Origin of the sequence: Pimelobacter simplex (assembly GCF_024662235.1) — a bacterium.
In the GTDB taxonomy this organism is placed as follows: Bacteria; Actinomycetota; Actinomycetes; order Propionibacteriales; family Nocardioidaceae; genus Nocardioides.
The window spans coordinates 2,796,845-2,810,432 of record NZ_CP096276.1 but is presented as its reverse complement, the minus strand read 5'-3'; the positions used below and the strand labels follow the sequence as shown (position 1 = coordinate 2,810,432).

The window sequence follows — 13,588 nt, the reverse complement described above, 5'->3', positions numbered from 1 at the left end:
CCGCAAGGATAGGGTCACCAGCATGCCGAGCAACGTCGTGGTCCGGGTCAAGGCAGGCTCGCCGGAGCTCCAGCAGGGGCTCGAGGCGATCGCCAAGGAGCTGGACCTGCCCGGGGAGTTCCCGGCCGAGGTCACCGCCGCGGCCGAGCGGGCCGCCGCGAGCGCCGTCCCGCCCGAGCTCGACCGCACCGACCTGCCGTTCATCACCATCGACCCGGCGGGCTCGATGGATCTCGACCAGGCGCTGCACATCGAGCGCGCCGCGGACGGCGGCGGCTTCCGGGTGCAATACGCGATCGCCGACGTCGCCGCGTTCGTCCGCGCGGGCGACCCGGTCGACGTCGAGGCCCACCGCCGCGGCGAGACGCTCTACGGCGCCGGCACCCGCATCCCGCTCCACCCCGCCGAGCTCTCCGAGGGCGCGGCGTCGCTGCTGCCCGACCAGGTCCGCCCGGCACTGCTGTGGTCGCTCGACCTCGACGCCGCCGGCACGCTGGGCGAGGTCCGCGTCGAGCGGGCCCGGGTGCGCTCGACGGCGCGCTGGTCCTACGTCGAGGCGGACCGGGCCCTCGCCGACGGCACCGCGGGTGAGGTGCTCACCCTGCTCCGCGAGGTCGGCGAGCTGCGCCTGAAGCAGGAGACCGAGCGCGGCGGCATCTCGCTGCCGCTGCCCGAGCAGGAGATCGACGAGGCCGACGGAGCCCTGCGGCTGGTGTTCCGCGAGCAGCTCCCGGTCGAGCAGTGGAACGCCCAGATCTCGCTGCTCACCGGGATGGCCGCGGCCGGCCTGATGATCGACGCCAAGGTCGGCATCCTGCGCACGCTCCCGCCGCCCGATCCGCGCGACGTCGCCCGCCTGCGCCGGGTCGCCAAGGGTCTGCGGATCACCTGGCCCCAGGACCTCGACTACCCGGGCTTCGTGCGCTCGCTCGACCCGGCGGTCTCCCAGCACCAGGCGATGGTCGTGGCGTGCACGCGCCTCCTGCGCGGCAGCGGGTACGCCGTCTTCGACGGCGAGCTCCCCGAGCAGACCCGCCACTCCGCGATCGCCGCCGAGTACGCCCACGTCACCGCGCCCCTGCGCCGCCTCGGCGACCGGTACGCCGGCGAGGTCTGCCTCGCGATCTGCGCCGGCACCGCCGTGCCCGCCTGGGTGCTCGAAGCCCTGCCCGGCCTGCCCAAGACGCTCCAGGACTCCGCCCGCCGGGCGGGCTCCTACGAGCGCGCGGTGCTCGACCTGGTCGAGGCCGCCGTGCTCGCCGACCGGGTCGGCGAGAGCTTCGACGCCGTGGTGACCAGCGTGCGCGAGGACGACCCCGACACCGGCGTCGTGGTGCTCGCCGAGATCGGTGTGGAGGCACCGGTCACCTCGGCCGGCGGATCCCCGCTGCCGCTGGGCGAGGACGTCCGGGTCACGCTCACCACCGCCGACCTCGCGGCCCGCAAGGTCGCGTTCACGCTGCCGTGAAGATCCTCGTCACCGGCGGCGTCCGCTCCGGCAAGTCCCGCCACGCCGAGAGCCTCGTCGCCGGGTCCGGCGACGTCACCTACGTCGCGGCCGGCCCGGTCTACGACGATGCCGACTGGGCCGCCCGGATCGCCGCGCACCGCAGCCGCCGCCCGGCGTCCTGGACCACGGCCGAGACCCGCGACGTCGCCGGGGTGCTGCGCGCCTCCGGCGCGGCCCCGGTCCTCGTCGACTGCCTCGGCACCTGGCTCACCGGCGTGATCGACGACGCCGGCCTCTGGGACGCGCGCGTCGAGGACGTCGAGGCGCACGTCCTCGGCCTGCTCGACGACCTCGTCGCCGCGCTCGGCGAGCGCGGGCCGGAGACCGGGCACGTCGTGCTCGTCACCAACGAGGTCGGCCTCGGCGTCGTACCGGAGCACCGGTCGGCGCGGCTGTTCCGCGACCTGCTCGGCACCGTCAACCAGCGCGTCGCGGAGGTCTGCGGCGAGGTGCACCTGGTCGTCGCGGGCCGGGTCCTGCGGCTCTGACCCAGGGACGTCAGGCGCGCACGAACGGCTCGCGCGCCAGGACCCGCCCGGCCGCGTCGGTGACGAGGCGGCCGCGCTCGCCGTACGCGTTGCCGACGACGATCTCGACGATCGCCCCGACGTCCGGCTCGTGCCCGAGCGCCAGGTAGACGCTGGTCGGCTTCTCCACCCGCAGCGTCCGGCGCGCCCGCGCCACGTGGGCCACGGCGGCGGCGAGGTCGAAGCGCCGCAGGTCGACCGCCCGGTCGGTGGGGTCGGTGACGGCGTGCGGGTCGAAGATCGTGTTCCAGCGGTCCTGGGCGTTCCAGTTCCACCAGCGCTCGCGGCGCTTGCCCAGCGGGCCGTGCGGCGCGGTGGCGCTCGCCTGGTGCGGCTCGGAGACGGCCAGGACGTAGGCCCGCCAGGTGCCGGTCAGCTCGCGGTACTCGCGGAGCAGCAGCGTGAGCCCGGCGACGGTGTAGAGGTCGGGGGCCGGCTCCGGCGTCGCAGGGGCCGGCGGGGGCGTGGTGGACGGCGGGGTCCGGGTCGGCCGGGGAGCGGGTGCGGGTCCGGGCGTGCTCGTGGGCGGCGGGTCGTCCCGGCGGGCCCACAGCATCCCGCCGGTGGCACCGACGGCGAGCAGCCCCAGCGCGCCCAGCACGAACCGGCGCCGGTTCGGGTCCGGCGGCGGTACGGCGGGCAGGGCCGGCGCACCGGGGAGTCCCTCGACCAGCGCGGCGAGCTCGACCAGCGTCGGCACCCGCACCGCCATGTCGGTGCGCTCGAGCTGGTCGTCCTCGTCCAGGTCGCCGCGGGTGCGGGCGTCGGCCAGGGTGCGGACGACGAGCAGCCGCTCGTGCGCCGTGGGGGCCCGGTCCTCGAGCTCAGGCACCGGCCAGTCCGACGAGCAGGACGGCGAGGGCGATCTCGATCCCGGCGCCGAAGACGTCCCCCGTGACACCGCCGAAGCGCCGGACGGTGTGGGCGGTGAGCGCGGCGACGACCAGGGCCGCGACCGCGACGGTGACCGGTCCGCGGACCGGGTCGACGAGGACGGCGAGCGCGGCGAGCCCGGCCCAGCCGAGCACCGCGACGAGGACCGGGATCCGCCGGGTGAACGTCACGCCCAGCCCGTCGGGACGGGCCGGCGGCACGACCGAGCAGGCGGTGATCCACAGGGCCGCGCGCGAGGCGCACACCGCGGCGCCGGCGACGACCGCGGAGCGGAGCTCGCCGTCGAGGCCGACGAACCACATCAGGCCCGCGGCCTGCGCGCCCAGCACGAGCACGAGCGCGGCGACGCCGGCCGGGCCCGCCGTACCGCTCTTCATGACGGCGAGCGAGCGCTCGCGGTCGTAGGACGAGGTGAGCCCGTCGGCGACGTCGGAGAGCCCGTCGAGGTGCAGGGCCCGGCTGCCGACCGCGAGGAGGGCGAGCGCGGCGAACGCGACGCCGAGCGCCGGCAGGTCGAGCCGTCCGCTGGCCCAGACCACCGCGCCGACCAGGACGCCGAGCGGCAGCACGGCAAGCGGGGCCAGCAGCAGCGCGCCGGTCGCGACGCCGGGGGTGACCCGCAGCACGACGGGCACGCGCAGCGCGGTCAGCATGCCGATCGAGAGCCGCAGGCTGCGGCCGAGGACGGCGACGTCCACGGCGCCGCTCACTCGGGCGGCATCAGGTCGGCCAGCAGCGCGACGTCGCGCAGCAGGGCGACCGCCGAGCGCAGCACCGGTACGGCGGCGACCGCCCCGGAGCCCTCGCCGAGCCGCAGCCCGAGGTCGAGCACGGGGGACAGGCCCAGCTTGTCGAGCGCCAGCGCCTGTGCGGGCTCGGTCGAGCGGTGCCCGGCGGCGAACCAGGCGGTCGCGCCGGGCGCGATCTGCTCGGCGTAGAGCGCGCAGGCGACCGACATCAGCCCGTCGAGCAGCACCGGGACGCCGCTCTCGGCCGCCTGGACCAGGTAGCCCGTCGTCGCGACGAGGTCGGCGCTGCTGAGCGCGGCCAGCGCGTCCATCGGGTCCGCGACCCGGTCGCCGGCCCGGTCGAGCGCCTGCTGGACCAGCGCCTGCTTGTGGCGCAGCGCGGTGTCGTCGACGCCGGTGCCGCGCCCGGTCACCTCGTCGGCCGGGAGGCCGAGCGCGGCGGCGACCATGGCCGAGGCGGGGGTCGTGTTGCCGATGCCCATGTCGCCGGAGAGCAGCAGCTGGGCTCCCGCGGCGATCTCCTCGCGGGCCACGGTGCGGCCGACCTCGAAGGCGCGGGCGGTCTCGTCGGCGCTGAGCGCGTCCTCGACGTGGATCGCGCCGCTGCTGCGTCGTACCTTGTGGGCCTGGACGTCGGCCGGCACGCCGTCGAGGTCGTCGTCCACCCCGAGGTCGAGGACCCGCACGTGGACGCCGTGGGTGGCCGCCAGCGCCGACACGCCGGCCTTGCCGAGCACGAACGTGCGCACCATCGCCGGGGTGATCGCCGGGGGATAGGCCGACACGCCGTGCTGGGCGACCCCGTGGTCGCCCGCGAAGATCACCAGCCGGACCTCGGTCAGCGGCTCCGGCGGGCACACGCCCTGGGTGGCGCTGACCCACACGCCCAGCTCGCCGAGCCGGCCGAGCGCGCCGGCCGGGGTCGCGAGGCCGGCCAGGCGCTCGGCGGCGCGGGCGCGGACCTCGGGAGCGGGCGGCGGCACGACAGCGGCAGTCATGACCCGCAACTTAGCCTGGATCCGCCTATCCTCCCGACGTGGCCCACTCCGTGCTGGCGGTTCCCGTCCCGGCGCTCGAGCCCTACGTCCGCAGCCGCTGGGAGCACTACGACCCGGCCTGGGTCTCCCGCGACCCCGCCTTCACCCACGCCCACATCACCGTCCTGGCGCCCTTCCTGCCCGAGCCCACCGGGGCCGATCTCGACCGGGTCGCCGAGGTCGTCCAGACCACTGCGGCCTTCGACTTCCGCCTCGCCGAGGTCGCGACCTTCCCCGACGGCCTGGTGCACCTCGTCCCCGAGCCCGCGGAACCCTTCGCCGAGCTGACCGACCGGCTGTGGCGCGCCTTCCCCCAGTGCCCTCCCTACGCGGGGGAGTACGGCGCCGTGGTGCCGCACCTGACCCTCGACCGGGTCGGGCCCGGGGTGTCCGTGGCGACGGTCGAGAGGGACCTCGCCGGGGTGCTCCCGGTCACGCTGCGCGCCGATCGGGTCGAGCTGCACGGCTACGAGGAGATGAACTGTCGATTTCTCCTCGGCTGGTCATGCAGCGGATGAGCCCGCACGGTGCTAGCGTTGGGGGCGTTGAAAGGGATCGCAAGGTCCCCCCGGGCCTCAACGGGCCCGGAACATCTCGTGGTACTTGGTCTTCGGTTCAGCTGGGCATCAGGGCGGTACAGATGTTTCAGCACTCGGTGTCGGCGCCCGTCGACACCACGAAACACGAACACCAAGGAGAAAATCATGGCTCAGGGCACCGTCAAGTGGTTCAACAGCGAGAAGGGCTTCGGCTTCATCGCCCCGGCCGACGGCACCCCGGACGTCTTCGTCCACTTCTCGGCCATCCAGGGCAACGGCTACAAGTCGCTGGACGAGAACCAGCAGGTCGAGTTCGACGTCACCCAGGGCCCCAAGGGCCTGCAGGCGGAGAACGTTCGCCCGCTCTGATCAGCTCGTCTGATCGAGTCTGACGACTCAACCTGACCGAACCCCCGGCGCCGCTCAGCGGCGCCGGGGGTTCGGCTCTTTTTCGGTGCCTTTCCGCGCTTGCTCCGCCAAACATCGGGTGAAAGACGGCTTCTCGATCAGAGTCTGAGCGTGACGAGGGGGTTGACGGCGGCGATAGATGGGATGTTTGCTGGGTGACCCCGATCACACCAGCTTCGAAAGCGAGGTCCGCATGGGACCGAACCCGACCCTGCCGCGTCGTGGACTGCTGCTCGCCGGCGGCGCCGCGGGCGCCCTGCTCGCCGCGCGCGGTGCGGCGCCGTCCGGGCCGCCCTCGTGCCCGACCAGGCCCTGGCCGGCCCGCTCGTCGTCCCGCCCGTCCCGCGCCGCGCGCTCTGGTTCGACCGGCCGGCCACGGTGTGGAGCTGGCCGGCGGGCGTCTCCTGGGAGGGCGCCGACCGCGACCGCCGTACGGCCGAGCCGGCCGCGCTGCCCCTCGGCAACGGCCGCCTCGGCGCGATGCTCCACGCCGGCGCCACCGTCGACCGGGTCCAGCTCAACGAGCAGAGCCTGTGGGGCGGGCTCAACGACTACGACGGCGACTACGACACCGGGGTGACCGGCTTCGGCTCCTACCGCGACTTCGGCGAGCTCGTCGTCACCCTGGGCGCGCTGCCCGCGGCACCCACGCTGACCTCCGACCTCGGCGGCGGCACGACCTCGGCGAGCGAGACCGCCGCCCGCACGATCGACGGCAGCATCTCCTCCAAGTGGTGCATCATCGCGCCCGACGAGGGGACCCAGGCCTGGACCGCGACCTGGACGGTCGACCTGCCGACGCCGGTCGCGGTCGCGCAGTACACCTTCACCAGCGCGAACGACGTCCCGGCGCGCGACCCCCAGGACTGGCGCCTGCTCGGCTCGGCCGACGGCCAGGACTGGACCGAGCTCGACGCCCGGCAGCACGCGGCGACGCCCTTCACGGCGCGCGGCCAGGCGCGCTCGTTCACCGCCACGAACACCACCGCCTACCGCTTCTACCGCTTCGAGTTCCGGCCCAAGGTGGGCACCTCGCACTTCCAGGTCGCCGAGATCGCGCTCGACGGGGTCACCTTCGCGGTGCCGGCCGAGCAGGTCCCCGAGGGCTACCGGCGCTTCCTCGACCCGATGACCGGCCTGCACTCGACGTCGTACGAGCGCGACGGGGGCACGCACGTCCGCGAGGCGTTCGCGAGCCGGACCGCCGACCTGCTGGTGCTGCGCTACCGCACCGACGCGCCCGGCGGGATGAGCGGGACGATCGACCTGAGGTCGGCCCAGAACGGGGACAGCCCGCGCCGCCCGGCACCGACCGTCGTCTCCACCGCCGGCGACCGGATCCTCTTCGCCGGCGAGATGGCCAACGAGCTGCGCCACGCGGCCGAGGTCCGGGTCCGGCACGAGGGCGGGACCGTCGCGCCCCAGGGGGCCGCGGTCGCCTTCACCGGCGTCGCCGAGCTCGAGCTGCGGATCGACCTGCGCACCGACTACCGCCTCGACGCCGCGGCGGGCTGGCGCACGGGCCGGGACCCGGCGACGGTGGCGCAGCGGACCCTCGACGCGGTGGAGAACCGGGCGTTCGAGGCGCTCTTCGAGGCCCACGCCAAGGCGCTCGGCGCGATCATGAACCGGGTCTCGGTCGACTGGGGCGCCAGCGCCGACGACATCGTCGCCCTGCCGCTCACCGAGCGACTGCGCCGCTACGCCGACTCCGTGGACGCCGCCGACCCCGAGCTGGAGCAGCTCCACTTCCAGTACGGGCGCTACCTGCTCGCCTCGTCCTCGCGGCCGGACGGCCTGCCGGCCAACCTCCAGGGCCTGTGGTGCAACGAGAACAACCCGCCGTGGGCCTCGGACTACCACACCAACATCAACATCCAGATGAACTACTGGGCGGCCGAGACCACCGACCTCGGGGACAGCCACGAGGCACTCGCGCACTTCATCGAGCAGGTCGCCGTACCGAGCCGGGTCGCCACCCGCAAGGCGTTCGGGGACGACGTCCCCGGCTGGACGGCGCGCACCAGCCAGAGCATCTTCGGCGGCAACGGCTGGGAGTGGAACACGGTGTCGAGCGCCTGGTACGCGCAGCACCTCTACGAGCACTGGCGCTTCACCCAGGACCAGGCCTTCCTGCGCCGCTTCTACCCGCTGGTCAAGGAGATCTGCCAGTTCTGGGAGCACGAGCTCGTCGAGAAGGAGGACGGCCGGCTCTACGCGCCGAACGGCTGGTCGCCGGAGCAGGGACCGCGCGAGGACGGGGTGATGCACGACCAGCAGATCGTCTGGGACCTCTTCACCAACTACCTCGAGATGGCCGACGCGCTCGGCACCGACGCGGGCTACCGGGCGAGCGTCGCGGCGTTGCGCGAGAAGCTCGCCGGCAACAAGATCGGCAGCTGGGGCCAGCTCCAGGAGTGGCAGACCGACCGCGACGTCCGCACCGGCTCGGCCGGCGGCATCAACGCCCTGCACCGGCACACCTCGCACCTGTTCGCGGTCTACCCGGGCCGCCAGATCAGCGTCGAGGAGACGCCCGAGCTCGCGGCGGCCGCGCTGGTCTCGCTCAACGCCCGGTGCGGCGTACCCGACGGTGGCGAGATCACGGTCGACTCGGTCAGCGGCGACAGCCGCCGGTCGTGGACCTGGCCGTGGCGCACGGCGCTCTTCGCCCGGCTCCAGGAGCCCGAGAAGGCGTACACGATGGTCCGCGGGCTGTTCCGCCACAACACCCTGACGAACCTGTGGGCGACCCACCCGCCGTTCCAGATGGACGGCAACTTCGGCATGACGGGCGCCCTCGCCGAGCTGCTCCTCCAGAGCCACGACGGCACCATCCGGCTGCTCCCCGCGCTGCCCCAGGCGTGGGCGGTGAAGGGCTCGTTCCACGGCCTGCGGGCCCGGGGCGGCTACCGCGTGGACGTCGCGTGGCAGGACGGCCGGGTCACCGACTACGCGATCGTCGCCGACCGCGCCCCCGACCGCCGCCCCGTCCGCGTCGTCGTCAACGGCGCCGAGGTCGAGGTCGTGCCCCAGCCCGGCACCACCCCGCCGGTCAAGCCCCCCGTCAAGCCGCCGGTCAAGACGCCGAGCACCACCCGCCTGCGCGCGACCCGCAGCGAGGTCCGGCGCGGCCAGACGGTCCGCTTCGTCGTCCGCGTCCCGCGCGGGTCCGGGGGAGTGGTGCGGCTGCGCTCACGCGGTCGCGTGGTCGCCAAGAAGTCCCTCGGCCGCGACGGCCGCGTCGTCTTCACGGTCCGCCTCACCCGGCGCGGCGCCCACCGCTTCACCGCCGAGTGGTCCGGCACCGCGACCACCACCGGCTCGCGCAGCGACGCCGTCACCGTCCGGGTCCGCGCGCCCCGGCGCCGGGACTGACACTGACGCTCCGCCCGCAGAACGGACGAGCCCCCGGTGCCGCACTGCGGCGCCGGGGGCTCTCTGCGGTCCTCAGTGGGCGAGCTTGAGCCCGACCACGCAGCCGATCAGCCCGAGGATGAGCGCGATCTTGAGCACGCTCACCGCCTCGTCGCCGGACGCCATCGCATAGGTGACCGTGAGCGCCGCACCGATCCCGACCCACACGGCGTACGCCGTGCCGATGGGGAGGCTGCGCATCGCATAGGCCAACCCGCCCATGCTCGCGACGATCGCCACCACGAACACCGCCGACGGCACGAACCGGGTGAACCCCTCCGAACGGCCGAGCGCGGTGGCCCACACCGCCTCCAGGACACCCGACACCACCAGCACGATCCAAGCCATGACCACTCCTTCGTGGCCGTCTTGTCGCGCTCCGGGTACGGCTCCCTCGTCCGGCGGCCGTCACAGGCCGTGGGTCCAGGATAGTGGCCCGCGTAGCCTTCGGCCATGCGGCTCCTGCTCAACATCATCTGGCTCGTCCTGGCCGGCTTCTGGATGTGCCTCGGCTACCTCCTCGCCGCCGCCCTGTGGTGCATCACCATCATCGGCATCCCGTTCGGCGTCGCGTCGTACCGGATCGGGATGTATGCGCTGTGGCCCTTCGGCCGCGAGGTCGTCAAGAAGCCCGGCGCCGGCGTCGGCAGCGGGATCGGCAACGTGCTCTGGTTCGTCTTCTCGGGGATCTGGCTCGCCATCGGGCACGCCATCACCGGCGTCCTGTGCTGCATCACCATCATCGGGATCCCGCTGGGGCTGGCGAGCTTCAAGCTGATCCCGGTGAGCCTGCTGCCGCTGGGGCGGGAGATCGTGGACTCGGACGACCTGCGGCGCGCGGTGGCGGCGTACGGGCGGACGGGCGTCTGACTTTTCGGCAATCGGGGCAATCGCCCCTTGCCCGGCCCTGTCCTGCCCTACCGTTCCGCGCATGACCCCCCGTCGTATCGCCTCTGCCGTCGCCGTCCTGGCCCTCGCCGCCCCGATCGCGACCACCCTCACCACCGCCCCGGCCACGGCCGCCGCCGGCAAGTACTACAGCAGCTGCGCCAAGCTCACCCGCGACTTCCCCCACGGTGTCGCGAAGGGCCGCGCGGCCGCGCTCAAGCAGGTGCGCGAGGGGTACGGGTCGCCGGCGTACTCGAAGAAGGCCCGGGACGTCTACGCCCGGAACAAGTCCCGCCTCGACCGCGACCGCGACGGAACCGCCTGCGAGCGCTGAGGCCCGCGCGCCGTCGTCCCGCCGTACTGCCGCCTAGGCTGAGGCGGTGACCGACGCGCTCGACGACGGACCGTTCTTCCACGGCACCAAGGCCGACCTGCGCACCGGAGACCTGCTCACCGCAGGCTTCCGGTCCAACTACCGGCCCGAGATCGTGATGAACCACGTCTACTTCACCGCCCTCGTCGACGGCGCCGGCCTCGCCGCCGAGCTCGCCCCCGGCGACCACCCACCCCGGGTGTATGCCGTCGAGCCCACCGGCGCGTTCGAGAACGACCCCAACGTCACCGACAAGAAGTTCCCCGGCAACCCGACCCGGTCCTACCGCAGCCGGGAGCCGCTCCGCGTCGTCGGCGAGGTCACCGACTGGACGCGGCTGACGCCCGAGGCGCTGCAGGCGTGGCGGGACCGGCTGGCCGAGCTGGCCGCGGACGAGCGCGGCGAGATCATCAACTAGCCGACCGATGGACCCGGGCCGAGCGCTCTACGGGAGGTCGATGGGCTAGCGCTGCCCGGCGACCAGGCGTCGCTGAGGATCGTTCGCCAACCGTGACGCCAGGTCAGCCGGCGACACACCCAGCTCGAGCGCGACCCAGGTGCGGACGACGAGCACGCTCTGGCGCCAGGCGCTGAGCATCTCGACGGCGTCAGGTGCCTTTCGGTTCGCGTGCTTCAGTGCGTTGTACGCGCGGCACGTGTTGGCGATCCACGCAGCTCCGTCGAGCGGCAGGCACCCTTCGACGTCCTCGAGGATGCGCTCCAGTCGAGCGCGGAGCGGCACCTCTGATGCGTCCTTCTTCCGCATTCCGTCGCGCCGCATGAGGAGGTACCCGAGCGCCTCGAGCCCAGGGCCGGTGTGCGCAAGCAACGTGTGAGGTGCGGCGTCGAGATCGATGCTGCTGATCACCGGATCCAACGCACGAGCGAACTCGTCGCGGAGACGGATCCACTGGGCAATGCCGGCTGATCCCAGATCCTCGAACTCGACAAGATGCGGCCGGAGGCCGCGGGGAGCTTGCCGACGGTCGCCCCGTGGGACCACGACGTGGCGCCACTGTGGGCGGTGACTCTTGCCGTCGGGCATGCGGATCAGGTCGTCGTCGCGGGTGGCGCTGACCTCGACGCACGACTCGACCCACCACCGCGAGAGCACCAACAAGTCTCGGATCGCTCGGTGGAGCTGCAGGTGCGAGTCCCATGCCTCAGGCTGCGCGCTGCGCGTCCGGCAGCGAACGAGATCGAGGAGCACCCATCGGTCGAGCTCCTCCTCCTGCGCGATCCGCCAGCTGGGGACAAGGTCGAGAGCAAGCCCGGCGAAGGCGTCGATCTCGATCGCCGGCGGAGGTGTCGAGTGGAGAGTCGCCGGGGTGCCCGCCTGGCTCCAGTCCACCTCTCGTGTCCAAGAAGTGACTCCGAGCCATTCGCGAAGGCCGGAGATCTCGGTCTGGAGGCCGTGCGGACGGTCGTACTCCGTGTCCTCCTCGACGCCGACCACAGCCACGGAGGCCCAGACGCGCCCGCTGCCGGGGCCGAAGACATTGGCATGAAAGCCCTGCGCCCAGCAGCCGATCAGGAGGACGGAACCGTGAGAGTCCTCGAAGAGGAGCCGGCGGGGAACCCGTCGTGGTGGGATATCAGTTCCGTTGAGGTGCTGACGCCGGCCGTCAGGATCGAACCACTGGGCGTAGGGGCTGTCCGGCTCGGACCAGGGCACCGTCACGCAGATGCCATCGTCCGAGTGCTCCAGGCTCACCTGGATCTCGGGCGTCTCCGGGTCGAAGTCGAACAGCCGACCCGCGCGCCGAGTCCCGAGGTCGAGATGGTGCGGCATTCAGGGCTCCTTCGCGGTGCAGCTGGACGGCCGGATGGGCACTCTCCATCGTGCAGCACCGATGCGCGGCCTGCTTGCAGACCACGCTTGGGGACGGGCTGGCCTGTAAGCCGGGTTCTGTCGTGGCGACCATCCATCTAGGACTGCCGTTGCCGGCAGCCTCCAGCGACCTACCCGCACACTCGGGCGAGCCGCCCTCTCGGCCGAGGCCGTCGTGTGCTGTCTGGTCTTGCTCCGGGTGGGGTTTGCCTAGCTGCGCCGGTCTCCCGGCGCACTGGTGGGCTCTTGCCCCACCGTTTCACCCTTACCTCCGGCGAGCCGGAGGCGGTCTGTTCTCTGTGGCACTGTCCCGCGGGTCACCCCGGGTGGGTGTTACCCACCACCCTGCTCTGTGGAGCCCGGACTTTCCTCGGGACCCGTCGCCTCGCGGCGGGGGTCACGCGGTCGCCCGGCCAGCCCGTCCGCGCTCACTCTAGGGAACAACGGGGTGGGTCCGACAGTTGAGGGGCACATGAACGAGACGCCCGAGATCCGGATCCTTCCGCCGATCGTGTTCCCGGGTACGACGGCACGTCACGAGACGGCGTACCGGACTGCCCACGACTTCCTCTCCCGGAGGGCGCCGCGCGAGGCGCTCCAGGTGCTGGAGCCGGCGTTGGAGCAGGAGCCGGACAACCGGGGGCTGCGGTCGTTGCGGGCGTGGGCGTACCTGATGCGGGCGCAGCTGGTGAAGGCGTCGGACGAGCTGGCGGCGCTGGTGTCGGACGACCCGGCCGACGTGTGGAGCCGGCATGCGCTGGGGCGAGCGCTCGAGCGCCAGGCCAAGTACGACGACGCGCTCCCGCACCTGCGGTTGGCGGCGGCGATGAGCGGCGACCCCGAGCACGAGTACGACGTGCTGCGGGTCGAGCGCCTGGCGGGCCGTCTGGAGTAGGTTCGGGGCATGTCCACGGACGCTGAGTACTGGTTCTGCCTCAAGCACCACACGGTCGAGGGCGTCGAGGGCTGCCCCAACAAGGACCGCCTCGGTCCCTACCCGACCGAGGCGGAGGCCGCCCGGGCGCTGGAGAAGGCCGCCGAGCGGACCGAGGCCTGGGACGAGGACCCGGCCTGGAACGACGACGTCGAGGACAAGTAGTCCGTTGGTGCTCTCGCGCCGCCGCCGGATCCGTCCGGTGGCGATCGATCCTGCGACCGGACGGCGCATCTCGCCGTGGCCGTTCGCGGGACTCGTGCTGCTCGTCTCGTCCTTCTTCCTGTACGCCGCCTCGGGCCTGCTCGCGCCCTGGTGGGGCGTCGCGGTGCTGATGCTCACCTGGCTGGTGATGCTCGCCCTCTGCTTCGCCTGGTGGACCTCGCACCCGCGCTGGACGGTGACGCTGGGGCTGTTCTCGTTCGTGTGGTGGTTCGCGGCGATCACCGCCGGCGGGGTGTTCCTCGACTGGACCGCCTGA

16 protein-coding genes, 1 other RNA gene and 1 riboswitch are annotated in these 13,588 nt (G+C 73.1%); of the genes, 11 read left to right on the top strand and 6 right to left on the bottom strand.

Annotation, left to right across the window (positions count from 1 at the left end):
* Nucleotides 1-22: 22 nt before the first annotated feature.
* A complete protein-coding gene (locus M0M48_RS13800) occupies nt 23-1,468 on the top strand; it encodes an RNB domain-containing ribonuclease (protein ID WP_257751585.1) in 1,446 nt (481 codons plus the stop codon).
* Nucleotides 1,465-1,998 (top strand): bifunctional adenosylcobinamide kinase/adenosylcobinamide-phosphate guanylyltransferase, encoded by a 534-nt coding sequence (gene cobU / locus M0M48_RS13795; protein WP_257751584.1) that lies wholly within the window; start codon nt 1,465-1,467, stop codon nt 1,996-1,998. Before M0M48_RS13800 ends, cobU begins: the two co-directional genes overlap by 4 nt.
* Before the next feature lie 10 nt (nt 1,999-2,008).
* Here cobU and M0M48_RS13790 read toward each other — a convergent pair whose 3' ends face one another.
* From M0M48_RS13790 to cobT, 3 genes are read right to left on the bottom strand one after another with little or no spacing between them, the layout of a single operon-like run.
* On the bottom strand, nt 2,009-2,869 hold the full coding sequence (locus M0M48_RS13790; protein ID WP_257751583.1) for a hypothetical protein: 861 nt from the start codon (nt 2,867-2,869) through the stop codon (nt 2,009-2,011).
* Nucleotides 2,862-3,641, bottom strand: coding sequence for an adenosylcobinamide-GDP ribazoletransferase (locus M0M48_RS13785; protein ID WP_257751582.1), 780 nt, complete (start codon nt 3,639-3,641; stop codon nt 2,862-2,864). The genes M0M48_RS13790 and M0M48_RS13785 overlap by 8 nt, the downstream gene beginning before the upstream one ends.
* Nucleotides 3,638-4,678, bottom strand: a complete 1,041-nt coding sequence (gene cobT, locus M0M48_RS13780; protein WP_257751581.1) for a nicotinate-nucleotide--dimethylbenzimidazole phosphoribosyltransferase — start codon at nt 4,676-4,678, stop codon at nt 3,638-3,640. Before cobT ends, M0M48_RS13785 begins: the two co-directional genes overlap by 4 nt.
* Nucleotides 4,679-4,716: 38 nt before the next feature.
* On the opposite strand from cobT, the gene M0M48_RS13775 reads away from it, so the two are divergent.
* The 3 genes from M0M48_RS13775 to M0M48_RS13765 all read left to right on the top strand — a co-directional run bounded on the left by M0M48_RS13775 (nt 4,717) and on the right by M0M48_RS13765 (nt 9,042).
* Nucleotides 4,717-5,235 (top strand): 2'-5' RNA ligase family protein, encoded by a 519-nt coding sequence (locus M0M48_RS13775; RefSeq protein WP_257751580.1) that lies wholly within the window; start codon nt 4,717-4,719, stop codon nt 5,233-5,235.
* A gap of 186 nt (nt 5,236-5,421) precedes the next feature.
* The gene (locus M0M48_RS13770; RefSeq protein WP_038679896.1) at nt 5,422-5,625 is read left to right on the top strand and encodes a cold-shock protein; all 204 of its coding nucleotides are present in this window, start codon (nt 5,422-5,424) and stop codon (nt 5,623-5,625) included.
* 336 nt (nt 5,626-5,961) lie between these two features.
* Nucleotides 5,962-9,042, top strand: coding sequence for a glycosyl hydrolase family 95 catalytic domain-containing protein (locus M0M48_RS13765; RefSeq protein WP_257759335.1), 3,081 nt, complete (start codon nt 5,962-5,964; stop codon nt 9,040-9,042).
* A gap of 72 nt (nt 9,043-9,114) precedes the next feature.
* On the opposite strand, the gene M0M48_RS13760 is transcribed toward M0M48_RS13765, so the two are convergent.
* Nucleotides 9,115-9,429 (bottom strand): DMT family transporter, encoded by a 315-nt coding sequence (locus M0M48_RS13760; RefSeq protein WP_257751578.1) that lies wholly within the window; start codon nt 9,427-9,429, stop codon nt 9,115-9,117.
* Between the two features lie 9 nt (nt 9,430-9,438).
* Nucleotides 9,439-9,504, bottom strand: a riboswitch (guanidine-III (ykkC-III) riboswitch).
* A gap of 30 nt (nt 9,505-9,534) precedes the next feature.
* On the opposite strand from M0M48_RS13760, the gene M0M48_RS13755 reads away from it, so the two are divergent.
* From M0M48_RS13755 to arr, 3 genes are all read left to right on the top strand, one after another.
* On the top strand, nt 9,535-9,951 hold the full coding sequence (locus M0M48_RS13755) for a YccF domain-containing protein (RefSeq protein WP_257751577.1): 417 nt from the start codon (nt 9,535-9,537) through the stop codon (nt 9,949-9,951).
* A 61-nt stretch (nt 9,952-10,012) separates the two neighbouring features.
* On the top strand, nt 10,013-10,303 hold the full coding sequence (locus M0M48_RS13750) for an excalibur calcium-binding domain-containing protein (protein WP_215817005.1): 291 nt from the start codon (nt 10,013-10,015) through the stop codon (nt 10,301-10,303).
* Between the two features lie 46 nt (nt 10,304-10,349).
* Nucleotides 10,350-10,760 (top strand): NAD(+)--rifampin ADP-ribosyltransferase, encoded by a 411-nt coding sequence (gene arr, locus M0M48_RS13745; protein ID WP_257751576.1) that lies wholly within the window; start codon nt 10,350-10,352, stop codon nt 10,758-10,760.
* 45 nt (nt 10,761-10,805) lie between these two features.
* Here arr and M0M48_RS13740 read toward each other — a convergent pair whose 3' ends face one another.
* Both M0M48_RS13740 and rnpB read right to left on the bottom strand, forming a co-directional pair.
* Nucleotides 10,806-12,134 (bottom strand): ApeA N-terminal domain 1-containing protein, encoded by a 1,329-nt coding sequence (locus M0M48_RS13740; protein WP_257751575.1) that lies wholly within the window; start codon nt 12,132-12,134, stop codon nt 10,806-10,808.
* Nucleotides 12,135-12,224: 90 nt separating this feature from the next.
* Nucleotides 12,225-12,594: RNase P RNA component class A (gene rnpB, locus M0M48_RS13735), an RNA gene on the bottom strand.
* 51 nt (nt 12,595-12,645) lie between these two features.
* Here rnpB and M0M48_RS13730 point away from each other — a divergent pair.
* From M0M48_RS13730 to M0M48_RS13720, 3 genes are read left to right on the top strand one after another with little or no spacing between them, the layout of a single operon-like run.
* Nucleotides 12,646-13,068: a tetratricopeptide repeat protein gene (locus tag M0M48_RS13730; protein WP_215817001.1), complete on the top strand. Its 423-nt coding sequence runs from the start codon at nt 12,646-12,648 to the stop codon at nt 13,066-13,068.
* A gap of 9 nt (nt 13,069-13,077) precedes the next feature.
* Nucleotides 13,078-13,272, top strand: a complete 195-nt coding sequence (locus M0M48_RS13725) for a hypothetical protein (RefSeq protein WP_215817000.1) — start codon at nt 13,078-13,080, stop codon at nt 13,270-13,272.
* Between the two features lie 37 nt (nt 13,273-13,309).
* Entirely contained in the window at nt 13,310-13,588 is a 279-nt protein-coding gene (locus M0M48_RS13720; protein ID WP_215816999.1) for a hypothetical protein, read from the top strand.